We start from the raw sequence: 17,356 nt of genomic DNA on the forward strand, positions 1-17,356 counted from the left end.
AATTGATTATCAATACTATGTGACGTTTCATAGCATAGAAATATGCCACTGTTTTGCATTCCAACTTACAACCACAGCGACTCTAAACCAGAGTGCCGTAAATAGTCAGTAATGCCACCACCACCAAAATCACCAGCGACGTTTTCTTCGCCATTGAAACTGCTGCTTTCGGTGTTTTGATTTTATCGAGATGTGGTTCTCGGGCTAGCGAATACTGAGCCAGCCTGGTCAATACCTGATATTGCGAAGTATGGCGATCGACTAATGAGGCAAACCATGCTGGAAGCGCCCTTTCTCCATGTCCCAGCAGTGCATATGCCACACCAAACAGACGCACTGGAACCCAGTCCAGCACATGTAAAATAGCATCAATACCTGAATGCAAACGCTCTTGCGGAGAATGATGGCGCGCAAGCCATGTCTGCCATGCACGCAAGAAAGCATAACCCGCAAGCGTTACCGGTCCCCACACACCACCGACGATAAACCAGAAAAGCGGTGCGAGATAAAAGCGAAAGTTAATCCACAGTAGCGCATTTTGCAGTTCTTTCAGATACTCACGTTCGTCACAATCGGGTGGAACACCGTGAATTAGCGTCAGTTCACTCGCCATCGCGTCTCGCGCGTGACTATCGCCATGGCTCGCCGCCTGCAAATACGCATGGTAATGCAGACGAACCTGGCCTGCGCCAATACACAACACGCCGAGAGCAATCCAGAAAACGAGCAGTGGCACGTTGAAGAACAAACCTTGCAACGCACGAATACAGAGGAAAACCAACAACATACACAGGGCGGTCATCAAAATGGTGCGTAATAACGAAAAGCTTTTTACACGCCGGAAAAGCACTTCAAGGCGGTGATCTAGCTGCCAGTGCTCACCCAGCTTAAATAACCGTTCCCAAATCATCACCAGCAATAATGTAAACAGCGTCATTCCATCTCCTTATTCGACGTTACCTCTACCGAATGGCGAAAACGCGACCAGTCGAATGCAGGGCCTGGGTCGGTTTTACGATCCGGTGCAATATCACAATGTCCCGTCATATGGTCGGCAATTGCCGGATAAGCGTGTCCCAGCACATCCGTAATTTCAGCAAGTTTTTGATATTGCTCATCGGTATAGGGCAGCGTATCTGTCCCTTCCAACTCAATACCAATGGAAAAATCGTTACAGCGTTCACGCCCGTGATATACAGAAACCCCTGCATGCCAGGCACGTTTATCAAAAGCAACATACTGAACAATTTCGCCATCACGGCGAATCAGGCAATGCGCTGAAACTCGTAAATGTGCGATACCCGCGAAGTACGGATGAGCTTCTGAATCAAGTGTTCCGGTAAATAACGCATCAATCCACGGCCCACCAAATTCACCTGGTGGCAAACTGATGTTATGCACCACCAACAACGAAGGTGTTTCATCCTCCGGTCGGCAATCGAAATGGGGGGATGGGACATGTTTAACACCCACCAGCCAGCCGTCTTTTAGCTGCATCCACGGTCTCCTTAGAGTGGTACTTGAGGTCGCATCAATGTAGCATGTTTCGACATTAACTAAGCCATTTCGGAGTTTTATCATGCCTCCTCGCCGTTATAACCCAGACCGCCGACGTGACGAGCTTCTCGAACGTATTAACCTTGATATTCCAGAAGCTGTTTCTCAGGCTTTACGTGAAGACCTTGGTGGCGACGTCAATCCCAATAACGATATCACTGCACAACTCCTGGATGCAGACCACCGTTCACATGCCGTAATCATCACCCGTGAAGATGGCGTGTTCTGTGGTAAACGTTGGGTCGAAGAAGTTTTCATCCAGCTTGGCGGGGATGTCAAAGTAACCTGGCATGTTGAAGATGGTGATCTCGTTGTCGCTGACCAGCCACTTTTCGAATTAACCGGATTATCGCGCGTGCTATTAACAGGTGAGCGTACCGCGCTTAACTTTGTGCAAACTCTGTCTGGTGTTGCCAGCGAAGTGCGCACCTATGTTGATTTGTTAGCTGGTACAAACACGCAATTGCTCGATACACGTAAAACGCTGCCGGGCCTGCGTACCGCACTGAAATACGCAGTACTATGCGGAGGTGGCAGCAACCACCGTTTAGGTTTGTCTGACGCATTTTTGATCAAAGAGAACCACATCATCTCCTCAGGATCCATACGCCAGGCGATAGAAAAAGCCTTCTGGTTCCATCCGGATGTGCCTGTTGAGGTTGAAGTCGAGTCTCTTGATGAACTGGAACAGGCACTGCATGCCGGGGCTGACATTATCATGCTCGATAATTTCAATGTTGAAGATATGTGTAAGGCGGTCGCTATCACCAGTGGTAAAGCGCGTCTGGAAGTATCAGGAAACGTAACGAAAGAAACTATCCGTGAATTTGCTGAAACGGGTGTCGACTTTATCTCTGTTGGCGCGCTGACTAAACATGTCCGCGCGCTCGATCTCTCCATGCGTTTCCGCTAATTTCTACCGGGCAGATGAGCTAAAACTCATCTGCTTATTTCTTCCCGTTACGTTACCGCTCGCATTTTTATTGCCACCTATGCAAATCGCAAAAATATCCTGGAAGACAGCTTCCTGATCTTTACACTCGCCCTCGCCTGAAGAATTTAAACGACGCAAAGTGCCGCTATCTCAACATGGAGCGGCATATGAACAAACAACAAGGATTCACACTTATTGAGCTGATGGTAGTGATCGGTATTATTGCGATTCTCAGCGCCATCGGTATTCCTGCCTATCAAAACTACCTGCGGAAAGCGGCCCTGACTGACGTTCTGCAAACCTTCCTGCCCTACCGTACCGCTATTGAACTTTGCGCGATTGAACGGGGTGGAATTAGCGAATGTGACGCGGGCAGCAACAGTATTCCTTCACCTAAAACCACCCGCTATGTAAGCAGCATGAGCATCGAAAAAGGTGCTGTTACGCTTGCGGGGCAAGAAAGTCTCAATGGGCTCACCATCTCCCTATCTCCACGTTGGAGCGATGTAGAAGGAGTCGAAGGCTGGTCACGAACCTGTAGCACTGCCAGTAATAATTCTCTTCAACAAACCTGCGAAGAAGTCTTCCGTTTTGATAATAAGCAAGCGGGAAATTAAACCATGGCAAATCAGCAGATTCTCGCACTGTGTAACCAGTATCAGGCGATATTGCTCTCTGAAGCCCCATTGCTGCATATCGCTATTGCGCCAAACCCACCCGTACAGTTTTTTGAAGCATTGCGTTTTATCTGTGATAAGCCTGCCAATGTTGAATACTGGCCAGCTGAACAGCTGGAAAAAGCAAGACACTCACGGTTGTCTGTTAGCTCCGAGGAATCCCTTGAGAACACAGCGCCAGTGGTTCAACTGTTGCAAGATACTCTCCGCAAAGCCCAGCAATTAAGGGCATCAGACATTCACTTCGAACCAATAGAGCAAGGGTATCAAATTCGTTTTCGCATTGATGGCGTGCTGCAACTGCAACCACGGCTACCATCGCATCTGGCTGCACCGCTAACCGCACGACTTAAGGTATTGGCAAATTTGGATATAGCAGAGCGCCGCCTTCCTCAAGATGGGCAAATGGAAATCGAAATAGAAGAGCGTAAATGTTCATTTCGCATAGCGACACTGCCGGTGTATCACGGTGAAAAAGTTGTCTTACGTTTGATGGCACAAACAGAGCAAACCTTTGAGCTATCGGAGTTAGGCATGTCACCAGAAAATAGCTCTCGCTTTCAAAGCGCGTTAGCCAATCCGCAGGGCATGATTCTCGTCACTGGCCCCACTGGTAGCGGGAAAACACTCACCCTTTACAGTGCATTAAAGATACTTAACCAAGCCTCGGCTAATCTATGCAGTGTTGAAGACCCGATAGAAATCCCTATGCAAGGTCTTAATCAAACGCAAATTAACACTAAAGCGGGGCTTAATTTTCAAAATGTTTTACGCGCCTTGCTACGCCAGGATCCGGACATCATCATGGTGGGCGAAATTCGTGATGGCGATACGGCAGAAATAGCCATTAAAGCTGCGCAAACAGGCCATCTGGTACTTTCAACACTGCATACCAACTCCACAACTGAGACTGTCGTTCGCCTCGAACAAATGGGAATTGAGCGATGGATGTTAGCATCTGCACTGACCATGGTCGTTGCACAGCGACTGGTACGTAAACTCTGCCCACACTGTAAAGAACAACTTCCCGAAGACATCATTCTACCCACATCGCTTTGGGCCAATGCTTTGCCTCATTGGCAAGCAACTGGCTGTGATCGCTGTTATGGAGGCTTCTATGGGAGAACTGCATTATTTGAAATTTTAATTATCGATACAGAACTTCAATCCGCAATTATTACCGGCATGCCAGCCAATGAAATCGAAACGCTGGCACGGCAACAAGGCATGATGACGCTATTTGAAAGTGGCTGCCAGGCTGTTGAGCAAGGGCTAACCACTCTCGAAGAGCTATATCGGGTGCTTGGTGTTCCTCATGGCTAAGTTTGTACTCTGGCACTGGAAAGCAGTCGATCAATACGGGCAAATTCAACATGGGGATGTTCTTGGGGATAATGCGGAATCTATCAGAGAGCAGTTAATTAGCGCAGAGCTTCAGCTTTTGCAATTGCGGAAAATACCGCAGGCCCGCCGAGGCTGCTGGCATATCCAGCAAAAAATCCAGGTATTCCGCCAGTTGGCGACGTTGCTGCAGGCGGGAATATCCTTGTCTGACGGGCTATTACTCATCGCGCAGCAACATCCTTTTGGTGAATGGCGTGCGCTGCTAAAAGATATCGGACATCGCGTTTCTAATGGCATATCTTTCTCTGCCGCCTTACAACAATGGCCAGGGGTTTTTCCGCCGCTGTTCATCGCTCTGATTCATATTGGTGAGCTAACCGGAAAGCTAGACGAGTGCTGCCAAAAGCTGGCTAATCAACAAGAAAAACTGTACCAACTGCGTAAAAAGGTCATGAAGGCCCTGCGTTATCCACTGTTTATCGTGGCGATAGCACTACTAGTGACTATCGGGATGATGAGTTTTGTACTGCCCGAGTTTGCCAATATTTATCACTCATTTAATGCCCCATTACCCGCTATTACAGTAGCGGTAATGGCAGTATCAAACTGGGTAACAACACAGGGAATATGGTGGCTGTTGGCCAGTTTGATACTCATGACCCTTGGCTATTTTTTGCGAACAAAGAAACCTCATTGGCAAGAGTACGAACAACATCTGATGCTGCGAATCCCATTGCTCGCTCCGCTATGGCGCGGGCAAATTCTCAGCCAAATCTATACTACTCTATCCCTTTCCCAGCACGCAGGAATCCCCTTACTACAAGGGCTTAAGGCTGTCGAAACCACTTTGCCGCAACGACTATGGAAGAAAGTTATTCAGCAAATAACCCAGCAGGTGACTCAAGGTATACCACTATGGCAAACACTCTCACAAAGCGAGCGCTTCACACCATTATGTTGCCAATTGATACGCATAGGAGAAGAATCAGGCGCGCTGGATTTAATGCTCGAGAAGTTAGCAAGTTGGCATCATAACCATACCGAGGAACTGGCAGACAATCTTGCCGCCGCTCTGGAGCCAGTAATGATGTTAGTTGTGGGGATTATCATTGGGACGCTGGTCATTGCGATGTATCTGCCTATTTTTCAGTTAGGCGATGCAATGAGCGCGGGATGACGGCGTAGCGAAAGTGCCACGCCGTATGTCGCTGATAGCTTAGAGGCTATTGAAAACGCGGTTTTCCTGCTCATTCACACGAATGAACGTAGTACGCTTGGTCAACTCTTTCAGGCGAGAAGCACCCACGTAAGTACATGCGGAACGCAAGCCACCCATGATATCGCGGGCAGTATTTTCAACAGGGCCACGTAATGGCAGCTTAACGGTTTTGCCTTCTGCTGCACGGTACTGTGCAACACCACCAACATGGCGAGTCATTGCAGATTCAGAACTCATACCGTAGAACAGCATGAATTTCTCGCCGTTTTCTTCAACGATTGTGCCGCCACTTTCATCATGACCAGCCAGCATACCGCCCAGCATCACGAAATCTGCGCCACCGCCAAATGCTTTAGCAACATCGCCAGGCATAGTACAACCACCGTCACTAACAATCTGGCCACCCAGGCCATGAGCGGCATCAGCACATTCAATAACAGCAGAAAGCTGCGGGTAACCAACACCTGTTTTCACACGAGTAGTACACACAGAGCCTGGACCAATACCAACTTTAACAATGTCCGCACCGGAGAGGATAAGCTCTTCGCACATTTCGCCAGTAACAACGTTACCTGCACAGATAACTTTATCTGGCCATGCTTCACGAGCTTTAGAAACGAACTGAGTGAAGTGTTCGGAGTAGCCATTAGCCACATCGATACAGATAAATTTCAGCGCTGGGTTCAAAGAAAGAATCTGTTTTGTCTTCTGGAAATCAGCGTCTGATGTACCGGTTGAAACCATCACGAACTTAAGAAGGTCGTCTGAAACAGACTTAACGAAGTTGCTCCACTCTTCAACAGAGTAGTGCTTATGAACGGCGGTGAGGATATCAAACGAGGCCAATGCCTGGGCCATGCCGAATGTACCAACAGTGTCCATGTTAGCAGCGATGATCGGAACACCTGACCATGCAATACCGGAGTGTTTGAAAGTGAACTGGCGCTCAAGCTCTACATCAGAGCGGCTTTTCAGTGTGGAACGTTTCGGGCGAATAAGAACGTCTTTAAAACCTAACTTCAAATCTTCTTCAATACGCATGTTGCAGATTCCTGGGTCGAATGGCGAAGGACGCGTGAACGCAATCAGCAATCTATACCCTGAATAATTCGAGTTGCAGAAAGGCGGCAAGGGAGCAAATCCCCGGGAGCTTACTTGAGTAAGTGACTGGGGTTTGTGAGTGCGGCCAACGCATCTGCGGCTTGAAGTATGACGGGTACAACTACCAATTCCAGTGACGTTATCATACGCACTATTAATGGCTCTGCAAGACTGCGAAAACAGTCTTTTTTGCGCTACAATCGTTAGAATTTACCTGAGTAACAGGAAATCACTACATGGGCGTGTTTTTCCCCGTGATGTGGCACTTTCCTGAAGTAATCCAGGTGCAAATAAGCTTTCTATCTCTTTGTTGAAACGTAGATTTAGGGTCTGGTTTTTTATGGTTTATACGGTTGCATTAACGGGTGGCATTGGTAGTGGCAAAAGTACTGTCGCCGATCACTTTTCCCGCTTAGGTATTACCGTTGTAGATGCTGATGTGATTGCGCGTCAGGTCGTAGAGCCAGGACAACCCGCTCTTAGCATTATTTCTGACCATTTTGGTGGTGAGATCCTCCTTCAGGATGGCACTCTCGACCGTCGGGCTCTTCGCGCAAAGATCTTTTCTTCCGCGGAAGAGAAAAAATGGCTCAATGCTCTGCTACACCCACTTATCCATCAGCGAACCCAAGCTGAAATCAACCAGGCTCTTTCTCCCTACGTTTTATGGGTTGTTCCTTTATTAATTGAGAATAACCTACAACAAAAGGCAGATCGTGTTCTGGTTGTTGATGTCTCGCCAGAAGTGCAAATCGCACGTACTATTGCGCGCGATAAAGTTAGTCGCGAACATGTGCTGCAAATCCTTGCAGCACAAGCGACGCGCGAGGCACGCTTAAGCGCCGCCGATGATGTAATTAATAATGATGGTGGCACTGTACAGGTGGCCGCACATGTTGACCGTCTGCACCGCCAGTATCTGGAACTGGCAGCCCAGGCCGCACAGCAGGATAACGAATAATGAGCACCCAGATTCTTTTTGAGCACCCACTTAATGAAAAAATGCGCACATGGTTGCGTATCGAGTTCTTAATCCAACAACTCGAAAGTTCATTACCGGTAGATGAAACGGCCAAAGCACTGCATTTTTTCCGCAATATCGGCGACCTGCTGGATGTCTTTGAGCGCGGTGAGATTCGTACTGATATTCTCAAAGAACTGGAGCGCCAGCAGCGTAAGTTATTGAACTGGTCAGAAGTTCCAGGTGTAGATATGCAGCGAATTGATTCACTGCGTAGCCAACTCAAAGAACGCGGCGGTGTTTTAATGGCCGCTCCTCGACTGGGGCAGGCATTACGTGAAGACCGTTTGATAGCCTTGGTTCGCCAGCGTCTGAGTATTCCTGGCGGGTGCTGTAGTTTTGATTTGCCAACCTTACACATCTGGCTGTATTCACCACAGGATCAACGTGACGCACAAATTAATAGCTGGCTTGCGACGTTGCAGCCATTAAAGCAAGCGCTGGATCTGGTACTAGATATTATTCGCAATTCTGCACCATTCCGTAAACAAACCAGCCTTAATGGTTTTTATCAGGATAACGGGGATGACGCCGATTTACTGCGTTTACAGCTGGACCTTTCGTCGCAGCTTTATCCGCAAGTTTCTGGCCATAAGAGCCGTTTTGCGATCCGTTTCCTGCCGCTAGATAGCGAAAATGGACTCATCCCAGAACGTCTCGATTTTGAGCTGGCGTGCTGTTAAGGAGCCAACATGACTGAAACAATAAAAGTGAATTGCCCGGGCTGCGGTAAAGTTGTCATCTGGGATGAAACGAGCCCCTATCGCCCATTTTGCTGCAAACGCTGCCAGTTGATTGACTTAGGTGAATGGGCCGCCGAAGAAAAACGAATTCCTAGCAGCGGCGATTTATCAGAAAGCGACGACTGGAGTGAAGAAGACCTACGTTAACCTTGCTGTAATTTGCTAATTACAGGTTCATTGGCTGGTGGAAAATCTGACGCCACCAGCGCATTTTGCGCAATCCATTGACCCGGTTGCCCTTCTTTGCCCCACGGCTCGCCTTCCCAGCTTTCCACCATGAAAAACCACAGTGTGATGTGCCTGTCCGGAAACTGATAAACCAGTTTATCAAACAGCGTGAAATCAGTGGCTGTGATACCTGTCTCTTCCTGAAGCTCACGGACTAATGCTTGTTCAGGCGTTTCATCGGCTTCAATCTTCCCTCCGGGAAACTCAAGCTTGTTGGCCATATGCGCATCAGCCGCTCTTTGAGTAATGAAAATTTCACCCGTTTGATTGCGGATGATACCGACGGCGATTTGTAGTTGTTTCATTTTTGTGCAGATGCTCCATAGAAAAAAGGCGCAGCAAGCTGCGCCTTTATCGACAATTACGTTCTTAGCTTAAACGGCCATGACACTGTTTGAATTTCTTACCAGAACCGCATGGGCACGGATCGTTACGACCCACTTTGCGCTCACCCGTTTCTGCTGCCAATGATTCTGCAGCCAGTGTTTCGTCATCCTGGTGGCTCAGCTGTTGCATCTGTGCCAGGCGCTCAGCTTCTTCACGGCGCTGCTGTTCCATTGCCTCAACTTCTTCAGGCATACGAACCTGTACCTTACTCAGCGTACTGATCACTTCATATTTCAGCGCTTCAAGCATTGATGCAAACATGGCGAAAGACTCACGCTTGTATTCTTGCTTAGGATCTTTTTGCGCATAACCACGCAAGTGGATACCCTGGCGTAGATAATCCATTGCTGCAAGGTGCTCTTTCCACAGTGAATCCAGAGTCTGCAACATGACGCCTTTTTCGAAGTGACGCATCATTTCAACACCAACCACTTCTTCTTTGCGCTGATACACTTCGATAGCGTTTTGCAAAATACGCTCACGCAGTGTTTCTTCATGCAGCTCCGGCTCTTTATCCAGCCACTCTTTAATTGGCAGCTCAAGATCAAAGTCGTTTTTCAGACGCTCTTCCAGACCTTCGACATCCCACATTTCTTCCAGTGATTGCGGTGGAATGTGTGCGTCAATAGTCACTTTAAAGACGTCTTCGCGGATGCTATTGATGGTTTCGCTAACGTCGCTCACATCCAGCAATTCGTTACGCTGGCTGTAGATCGCACGACGCTGATCGTTGGCCACATCATCATATTCCAGAAGCTGTTTACGAATATCGAAGTTACGGCTTTCAACTTTACGCTGGGCGTTAGCAATTGCCTTAGTAACCCATGGGTGTTCAATCGCTTCGCCCGGTTTCATACCGAGTTTACGCATCATGCCTGAAACACGATCCGATGCGAAAATACGCATCAGTGAGTCTTCCATAGACAGGTAGAAGCGAGATGAACCCGCATCACCCTGGCGACCGGAACGGCCACGGAGCTGGTTATCGATACGGCGAGATTCGTGACGCTCAGTACCAATGATGTGCAAGCCACCCGATGCCAGAACCGCATCATGACGAACTTGCCAGTCAGCTTTAATCTGCGCGATTTGCTCAGGGGTTGGGTTTTCAAGCTCAGCAACTTCTGCCTGCCAGCTACCACCCAATACGATATCCGTACCACGGCCTGCCATGTTGGTTGCGATGGTCACGGCGGCTGGGTAACCGGCCTGAGCAACGATACCCGCTTCGTTAGCGTGGAACTTGGCGTTCAGAACGTTGTGTTTGATTCCCGCTTTGGTCAACTCAGCAGAAACCACTTCGGATTTTTCGATTGAAATGGTACCGACCAGGACAGGCTGCCCGTTGGTAGTACGCTCTTTAATATCTTCAATGATTGCCACAATCTTGTCTGCTTCAGTCATATAGACCAAATCAGGCATGTCTTTACGAATCATTGGGCGGTTAGTTGGCACAACGATGGTATCGAGCTTGTAGATAGAGCTGAATTCGAACGCTTCGGTATCCGCAGTACCCGTCATACCCGCCAGTTTTTCATACAGACGGAAGTAGTTCTGGAAGGTGATGGATGCCAGCGTCTGGTTTTCGTTCTGTATATCGACGCCTTCTTTAGCTTCGACAGCCTGGTGCAAGCCATCAGACCAACGGCGGCCTTGCATGGTACGACCGGTATGTTCATCAACGATGATGACTTCACCATCTTTAACAATATAGTCAACGTCACGGGTGAACAGCACATGCGCACGCAGTGCAGCAGTCACGTGGTGCATCAGCATAATGTTAGTTGGGGAGTACAAAGACTCGCCTTCTTCCATAATGCCTTCCTGAACCAGCAACTCTTCAACCAGTACCAGACCACGTTCAGTAATGTTTACCTGACGAGATTTTTCATCCACCGAGAAGTGGCCTTCGCCCTGGAAAGTATCAGAATCTTCTTTTTCCTGACGGATCAGGCTCGGGATGATTTTGTTTACTTTGCGGTACATCTCGGAGCTGTCTTCAGCTGGGCCGGAGATGATAAGCGGTGTACGCGCTTCATCGATAAGAATTGAGTCAACCTCATCCACTAATGCGTAGTGCAGTTTGCGCTGAACGCGTTCTTCTGGACTGAACGCCATGTTGTCACGCAGGTAGTCAAAGCCGTATTCGTTGTTGGTGCCGTAAGTGATGTCCGCTGCATAAGCTTCGCGCTTTGCAGGTGCCGGCATGTTTGGCAAGTTGATACCAACACTCAGGCCAAGGTATTCGAATAAAGGACGGTTGTTTTCAGCATCACGCTGGGCCAGATAGTCGTTCACTGTAACAACGTGAACACCACGGCCGCTTAATGCATTCAGGTATGCAGGCAGAGTTGCAGTCAGTGTTTTACCTTCACCAGTACGCATCTCTGCGATACAACGCTCATTCAGAACCATACCGCCGAGCAACTGTACATCGAAGTGGCGCATGCCAAATACACGTTTACTCGCTTCACGAACAACAGCAAAAGCTTCCGGAATCAGATTCTCCAGCACTTCGCCTTTCTCAAGACGCGCACGGAATTCGCCAGTTTTTGCTTTTAATTCATCATCGGAAAGCTTTTCAATTTCCGGTTCCATAGCATTGATAAGGTTTACAACTTTACGCATACGACGCAGGGTGCGGTCGTTACGGCTACCGAAAACTTTAGTTAATAATTTGATTAGCATAATTAATTCTCAAACGCCTACCGTCAGGGCAGAGCTAAAAATAACGTTATAATTAAAGGAAATGGGGTTTAGCTGAGGCGTTGTGGTCCAGCGCGAATACCCTGGACCTGGCTTATCCAAATGGCAGGACTAAAAGTCTCGACAGCTGGCGATTGCCAAAGTGCAGTATGACGCACAATAACTGGGGGTTTACTTTCCTGGGTGAGCAGCGCGCTGAGCGTGTTCAGTAAAGCGAGTTTATGTGCCTGAAGTGGCAAACTCTCTTGTGCTACTGGCTGCGTTTGCGGCGCCATAGCAAAAGAAAGGTGGCGTATTACTGTTCGAATTGCATGTTGATGCCAGTAATCGACACTAAATGATGGTCGGCGGGTACTTTCCTGCAATAATGCCAGACTATTGAAGCTGACCTTGTTGAGGTAATCGTGGCTACTACTGGTGGCGGTTTCAGCAGGTGCAGTTGGCTCGGTATTTTGACCGAGCGCAGGCATGCCAAAACTTGCCGCGACCATCCCCAATAAGAGATGCGGCCAGAAATAACGTCTGCCAAACTGTCGCCAACAATTTAGAATACCAATCACTTTATCCGCCGGAGCATTATGTATGCGTGATAGTCGCCCACAATCTTTAGATCATTTGTTCGATGATGCTGGAGCCGAAAGCGTGTTGCAAAACGTGCAACAACGCGCAACTGCACTACTTAGGCTTAACAGGGCAGTGAAAGGGATATTACCCGCTCAACTACATCCCTGGTGCCGGGTAGCAAATTTCCGACAAGGCATTCTCGTACTTGAAACTGCAAATGCTAGCTGGCTGATGCGTTTACGCTATGAACAAGCCACGCTACTGAGTGCATTACGTGCACAAATATTACCATCATTGACATCAATCGACATCAGGATTAATCCATCACTGGCTGCAATTGGGCAAGAATCAGTACAAGAAAACAGCATTCAAACAGTGAAGGGTAAAACTGAAGGGGTTAACAGAGTTCTGAGTCAGCAAAGTGCTGAGGCACTAAGAATGGTGGCTGAGCGTAGCCCGGAAAAATTAAAGGCAATAATAGAACGACTGGCATCATTGGCCGGAGAGAGTACCAATGAAACCAGTCGCAATAAATAATTCTGGTGTTATGCCAGAACCATTTTCGGTGCTTTAAACGCTAACGGAAGCTCAGCATCGTCTTCGAAGGTTGCCCATTCCCAGGCTTCCTGCTTCGCCAGAACAGCCTGAAGCAATTTGTTATTCAGTGCATGACCTGACTTATAGGCGGTAAACGCGCCGATAATGTTGTGGCCGCACATGAACAAGTCACCAATCGCATCGAGCATTTTGTGACGAACGAATTCATCTTCAAAACGCAAGCCGTCTTCGTTCAGTACGCGATAATCGTCAACAACGATGGCACAATCGAAGCTACCGCCCAGGCACAAACCACGGGACTGCAGATATTCGATATCACGCATGAAACCGAAGGTACGAGCACGGCTAATCTGGCGCATGAAAGCGTCGGCAGAGAAGTTCATGCTGTAGCGTTGGGTGCTGGCATCAATCGCCGGATGGTTAAAGTCGATGGTGAAATCCAACGAGAAACCATTATACGGCTTGAATTCAGCCCATTTATCGCCGTCTTCAACGCGCACTGTTTCTTTGACGCGTACAAATTTCTTTGCACAGTTTAATTCGTCAATCCCGGCATCAAGCAGCAGGTAGACGAATGGCGCTGCACTACCGTCCATGATAGGGATTTCAGGGGCATTGACTTCAATAATGATGTTATCAATACCTAATCCCGCAAGGGCGGCATTCAAATGCTCAACGGTAGAAATCCGCACATCGTGCTCGTTCACCAGGCAAGTACAGAGCATGGTATCACGCACAGATTTGGCATCTGCCGGAAAATCTACCGGAGGATTCAAGTCAGTGCGACGATAGATGACCCCGGTATTTGCCGGCGCAGGGCGTAACGTCAGCATGACTTTCTTGCCGGTATGTAAACCGACACCAGTCGCCTGAACGATACGTTTAAGAGTCCTTTGTTTGATCATCGTATAATCTCGCCAAATTAACTATCCAACCGAAGTGTATATCACAATCGGTGGGCCAGTTTAGCACAAAGAGCGCAGTTCCCCAAATTCCGGTTTATTCTTAATCAGCTTGCTTGCGCAAAAACGCTGGAATATCCAGATAATCAGGCTCTTTCGTCGTTTGTGGCGTATTGTCATTAACTACCTTGGCAGCAGGCTTCTGCTCTTGCTGAAGCGGGGCCATACCGTGTTGCTGGTAGCGATCCATAACTGGCTGCTGAGTCTGCTTGTTGGTCACAAGGGTAATTTCTGGACGTTTGTCCATGCCAATACCGGTTGCAACAACAGTTACACGCAGTTCGTCGTTCATCTCTGGGTCCAGAGATGTACCGATAACCACAGTCGCGTTATCAGAAGCGAACGCACGAATGGTGTTACCCACAGTTTCGAACTCATCCAGACGCAGGTCGAAGCCAGCGGTGATGTTGACCAGAACGCCACGAGCGCCAGACAGATCGATGTCTTCCAACAGTGGGCTGGAAATCGCCATTTCTGCCGCTTCTTCAGCTCGGTCTTCGCCACTTGCAACACCAGAGCCCATCATGGCATAACCCATTTCGGACATTACGGTGCGCACGTCAGCAAAGTCGACGTTCATCAGACCCGGACGAGTAATCAGTTCTGCGATACCCTGCACTGCGCCTTTAAGCACATCGTTTGCTGCGCCAAAAGCGTCAAGCAAAGAAATACCACGGCCCAGCACTTTCAACAATTTGTCGTTAGGGATGGTGATCAAGGAGTCGACATGCTTAGAGAGCTCAGCAATACCCTGCTCCGCGAATGCCATGCGCTTCTTGCCTTCAAAGTTGAAAGGCTTAGTCACAACAGCGACGGTCAGGATACCTAGATCTTTGGCCACTTCTGCCACTACAGGTGCAGCACCTGTCCCTGTACCACCGCCCATACCTGCAGCGATAAATACCATGTCTGCGCCTTCAAGGGCCGCACGTAACGCATCGCGATCTTCTTCCGCAGCGGTACGACCCACTTCAGGGTTCGCTCCAGCACCCAGACCTTTGGTAATACCATTACCAATCTGGATAGTCTGGCCTACAGCAGTTTTACGTAACGCTTGAGCATCAGTATTCACTGCAAAGAATTCAACACCTTCGATGCGTTCACGCACCATGTGTTCAACGGCATTACCGCCGCCACCACCGACGCCGATGACTTTAATCACCGCGTCGTTGGTCAGTTCCATAGGTTCAAACATAGTTTCTCTCCGTTTTGTGCCTGTCGCCTGAGACCGCTAATTTTGTCTGGTCTCTTATAAAAATTAAAACTCTTTTCTCAGCCAGCTGTTGATTCGCTTAATCCATGAGCCGACAGAGGTTCGTTTTTCCACTTCTGCTTCACCACTGAGATGAGTTTCTTTCCCGTAGTGCAGCAAGCCGACTGCTGTGGAGTAATAAGACTCCTGGGCATAATCAGTCAGACCTGTAATATTTAGCGGTTGTCCTATACGTACTTGGGTATGGAACACCCGTTGCGCACAGGCTGCCAGGCCTTCAATTTGTGCCGCACCGCCTGTCAAAACAATCCCCGCGGCCAGGTGGTGCTTCACACCTTGCTGGCGAAGTTGTTCTTGTAACTGCAAAATTTCTTCGTTTACCAGGTTCAACAGCTCGGTATAACGCGGCTCGATAACTTCTGCGAGCGTCTGGCGTTGTAAGCTACGCGGTGGACGTCCACCTACGCTTGGCACTTCAACGTTTTCGTCTTTACCAACTATCGAACCCAGCGCGCACCCATGGCGCACTTTAATGGCTTCAGCATCACTCGGTGGGGTGCCGAAAGCATATGCGATATCGCTGGTCACCACATTCCCTGCATAAGGGATAACTTTGGTGTGGCGCAGTGCGCCGCCAGTGTAAACCGCGATGTCCATAGTACCACCACCGACATCTACTACGCAGACCCCTAATTCACGTTCATCTTCGGTCAATACTGCATAGCTCGCTGCAAGACCTGCAAAAATCAGTTGGTCAACTTTGAGACCACATCGTTCAACAGCTTTGACGATGTTTTTAGCCATATCGTTGTGGCAAGTAATCAAGTGCACTTTAGCCTGCATACGTACACCCGATAAACCTACAGGATTTTTGATGCCTTCCTGGTAGTCAATCGCGTATTCTTGCGGGATTACATGCAAAACACGATGTTCGTCACGTACGCGCACCGACTTTGCGGTGTGAACAACGTTTTCAACGTCTTCCTGCGTCACTTCTTCTTCAGAGATTGGCACCATACCAATCTCATTTTGACAGCTAATATGCTTACCTGACAGCGCAAGGTAGACCGAGGATATCTGGCAATCAGCCATCAACTCGGCTTGGTCTATCGCACGTTGAACGCATTTAACGACTGACTCAAGATCGTTTACGCCACCCTTGTCCATACCACGCGATGGGCAACTGCCCACGCCAATAATATTGACCATACCGTCAGGCAGAACTTCCCCTACTAAAGCGGCAACCTTTGCGGTACCGATCTCCAGTCCTACTACCAGTTTTCTGTCCGTCGCCTTGATCATTGTTATTCTGCCTGTGCCTGATTCTGTTGCTGATTAGGATTAGGTTGTTCTACTACGGGAGCAGGCTGCCAGCCTACTGCCGCGCCTGAGTCATAACGCAAGTCGACATAACTAATCCTTTTATTGTCGGCTTGCTCTTGCTGCTGCAGAACAGGGTAAAGTTCCACAAAGCGACTCAAGCGTTTCATCGTATCGCCCCGGCCCAGGTTGAGCTTAATGCCATTATTCAACGTCAATTGCCAGGAACGACGAGCGGTCATCGCCGCTTCTTTCAACGTAAATTTATCCTTTGCCAGCACTGTGCCCATGTCACGGAAGCCTTCCAACACTTCACCTTCACTGCCTTCTGGGCCGGATAACATAGGTAAATTCTGTTTTGCAGAACGTTCCGCCGGAACGCTAAACGAATTTCCCTGCGCATCAATCATATGCTGATCATTCCAGCGCGCGATGGGTACGTATTCGACCAGATGAATCTTTAATTCGTCCGGCCACTGCTTTCTGACACTTGCCTGCTTAATCCATGGCAAACGTTCAATTTGCTGCTGGATGATATTCACATCCTGGGTCATAAAGGTGCCCGGGGGCCCAAGTGCCAGAATTGACTGACGAATATCATCATTACGGGTGTAGTGCCGTTCACCAGTAACCACCAACTTCGATAGCGGCAGACGCTGAGCATCTTCCATCCAGCCGACTACGATCCAGCCGCCGATAAATACCGTAAACAGTACTGCGCTCAGGAAAATAATCCCGGCCAGCCGCCCACCATTACTGCGACGAGAACTGGTTTCCTCTTCTTCCTGGCGATTACGCGTATTCAGAGCTGCTTGCGACATA

General features: G+C 48.7%; 18 protein-coding genes. 8 read left to right on the forward strand and 10 right to left on the reverse strand.

What is annotated here, in order from left to right; genetic code table 11:
* Positions 1-82: 82 nt before the first annotated feature.
* A complete protein-coding gene (gene ampE, locus IX31_RS18405) occupies positions 83-937 on the reverse strand; it encodes a beta-lactamase regulator AmpE (protein ID WP_034460916.1) in 855 nt (284 codons plus the stop codon).
* Positions 934-1,497: a 1,6-anhydro-N-acetylmuramyl-L-alanine amidase AmpD gene (gene ampD / locus IX31_RS18410; protein WP_034460917.1), complete on the reverse strand. Its 564-nt coding sequence runs from the start codon at positions 1,495-1,497 to the stop codon at positions 934-936. The genes ampE and ampD overlap by 4 nt, the downstream gene beginning before the upstream one ends.
* Positions 1,498-1,579: 82 nt before the next feature.
* Between ampD and nadC the strand changes: the two genes are divergently transcribed.
* The 4 genes from nadC (at position 1,580) to hofC (ending at position 5,689) form a co-directional block, all read left to right on the forward strand.
* A complete protein-coding gene (gene nadC / locus IX31_RS18415) occupies positions 1,580-2,470 on the forward strand; it encodes a carboxylating nicotinate-nucleotide diphosphorylase (RefSeq protein WP_034460918.1) in 891 nt (296 codons plus the stop codon).
* Positions 2,471-2,658: 188 nt separating this feature from the next.
* Positions 2,659-3,108, forward strand: a complete 450-nt coding sequence (ppdD, locus tag IX31_RS18420) for a prepilin peptidase-dependent pilin (RefSeq protein ID WP_034460919.1) — start codon at positions 2,659-2,661, stop codon at positions 3,106-3,108.
* A 3-nt stretch (positions 3,109-3,111) separates the two neighbouring features.
* The gene (gspE, locus tag IX31_RS18425) at positions 3,112-4,491 is read left to right on the forward strand and encodes a type II secretion system protein GspE (protein ID WP_034460920.1); all 1,380 of its coding nucleotides are present in this window, start codon (positions 3,112-3,114) and stop codon (positions 4,489-4,491) included.
* Positions 4,484-5,689: a protein transport protein HofC gene (hofC, locus tag IX31_RS18430; RefSeq protein ID WP_034460921.1), complete on the forward strand. Its 1,206-nt coding sequence runs from the start codon at positions 4,484-4,486 to the stop codon at positions 5,687-5,689. The genes gspE and hofC overlap by 8 nt, the downstream gene beginning before the upstream one ends.
* A gap of 39 nt (positions 5,690-5,728) precedes the next feature.
* Here the strand turns inward: hofC and IX31_RS18435 are convergent, their stop codons facing one another.
* Complete coding sequence (locus IX31_RS18435; protein WP_034460923.1) at positions 5,729-6,772, reverse strand: GMP reductase; 1,044 nt, start codon at positions 6,770-6,772, stop codon at positions 5,729-5,731.
* Positions 6,773-7,172: 400 nt separating this feature from the next.
* On the opposite strand from IX31_RS18435, the gene coaE reads away from it, so the two are divergent.
* The 3 genes from coaE to yacG are packed head-to-tail and all read left to right on the forward strand — an operon-like array spanning position 7,173 to position 8,743.
* Positions 7,173-7,793, forward strand: a complete 621-nt coding sequence (gene coaE, locus IX31_RS18440; protein ID WP_034460924.1) for a dephospho-CoA kinase — start codon at positions 7,173-7,175, stop codon at positions 7,791-7,793.
* Entirely contained in the window at positions 7,793-8,536 is a 744-nt protein-coding gene (gene zapD, locus IX31_RS18445) for a cell division protein ZapD (protein ID WP_034460925.1), read from the forward strand. Before coaE ends, zapD begins: the two co-directional genes overlap by 1 nt.
* 9 nt (positions 8,537-8,545) lie before the next feature.
* Positions 8,546-8,743 (forward strand): DNA gyrase inhibitor YacG, encoded by a 198-nt coding sequence (gene yacG, locus IX31_RS18450; protein ID WP_034460927.1) that lies wholly within the window; start codon positions 8,546-8,548, stop codon positions 8,741-8,743.
* On the opposite strand, the gene mutT is transcribed toward yacG, so the two are convergent.
* From mutT to secM, 3 genes are all read right to left on the reverse strand, one after another.
* Entirely contained in the window at positions 8,740-9,129 is a 390-nt protein-coding gene (mutT, locus tag IX31_RS18455; RefSeq protein WP_034460929.1) for an 8-oxo-dGTP diphosphatase MutT, read from the reverse strand. The genes yacG and mutT overlap by 4 nt on opposite strands.
* 64 nt (positions 9,130-9,193) lie before the next feature.
* Positions 9,194-11,899 carry a preprotein translocase subunit SecA gene (secA, locus tag IX31_RS18460; protein ID WP_034460931.1) on the reverse strand — a complete coding sequence of 902 codons (2,706 nt, stop codon included), beginning with the start codon at positions 11,897-11,899 and terminating at the stop codon, positions 9,194-9,196.
* Positions 11,900-11,967: 68 nt separating this feature from the next.
* Positions 11,968-12,477, reverse strand: coding sequence for a secA translation cis-regulator SecM (gene secM / locus IX31_RS18465; protein WP_034460933.1), 510 nt, complete (start codon positions 12,475-12,477; stop codon positions 11,968-11,970).
* Positions 12,478-12,499: 22 nt separating this feature from the next.
* Here secM and IX31_RS18470 point away from each other — a divergent pair, with 22 nt between their 5' ends.
* Positions 12,500-13,018: a DUF721 domain-containing protein gene (locus IX31_RS18470; RefSeq protein WP_034460935.1), complete on the forward strand. Its 519-nt coding sequence runs from the start codon at positions 12,500-12,502 to the stop codon at positions 13,016-13,018.
* Between the two features lie 8 nt (positions 13,019-13,026).
* Here IX31_RS18470 and lpxC read toward each other — a convergent pair whose 3' ends face one another.
* The 4 genes from lpxC to ftsQ all read right to left on the reverse strand — a co-directional run bounded on the left by lpxC (position 13,027) and on the right by ftsQ (position 17,355).
* Complete coding sequence (gene lpxC, locus IX31_RS18475) at positions 13,027-13,944, reverse strand: UDP-3-O-acyl-N-acetylglucosamine deacetylase (RefSeq protein WP_034460936.1); 918 nt, start codon at positions 13,942-13,944, stop codon at positions 13,027-13,029.
* A 100-nt stretch (positions 13,945-14,044) separates the two neighbouring features.
* The gene (ftsZ, locus tag IX31_RS18480) at positions 14,045-15,196 is read right to left on the reverse strand and encodes a cell division protein FtsZ (RefSeq protein ID WP_034460939.1); all 1,152 of its coding nucleotides are present in this window, start codon (positions 15,194-15,196) and stop codon (positions 14,045-14,047) included.
* Between the two features lie 63 nt (positions 15,197-15,259).
* Positions 15,260-16,516 carry a cell division protein FtsA gene (ftsA, locus tag IX31_RS18485; RefSeq protein ID WP_034460940.1) on the reverse strand — a complete coding sequence of 419 codons (1,257 nt, stop codon included), beginning with the start codon at positions 16,514-16,516 and terminating at the stop codon, positions 15,260-15,262.
* A gap of 2 nt (positions 16,517-16,518) precedes the next feature.
* The gene (gene ftsQ / locus IX31_RS18490) at positions 16,519-17,355 is read right to left on the reverse strand and encodes a cell division protein FtsQ (RefSeq protein ID WP_034460941.1); all 837 of its coding nucleotides are present in this window, start codon (positions 17,353-17,355) and stop codon (positions 16,519-16,521) included.
* Position 17,356 lies beyond the last annotated feature (1 nt).

It is taken from the genome of Buttiauxella noackiae, assembly GCF_000737905.1.
In the GTDB taxonomy this organism is placed as follows: Bacteria; Pseudomonadota; Gammaproteobacteria; order Enterobacterales; family Enterobacteriaceae; genus Buttiauxella; species Buttiauxella noackiae.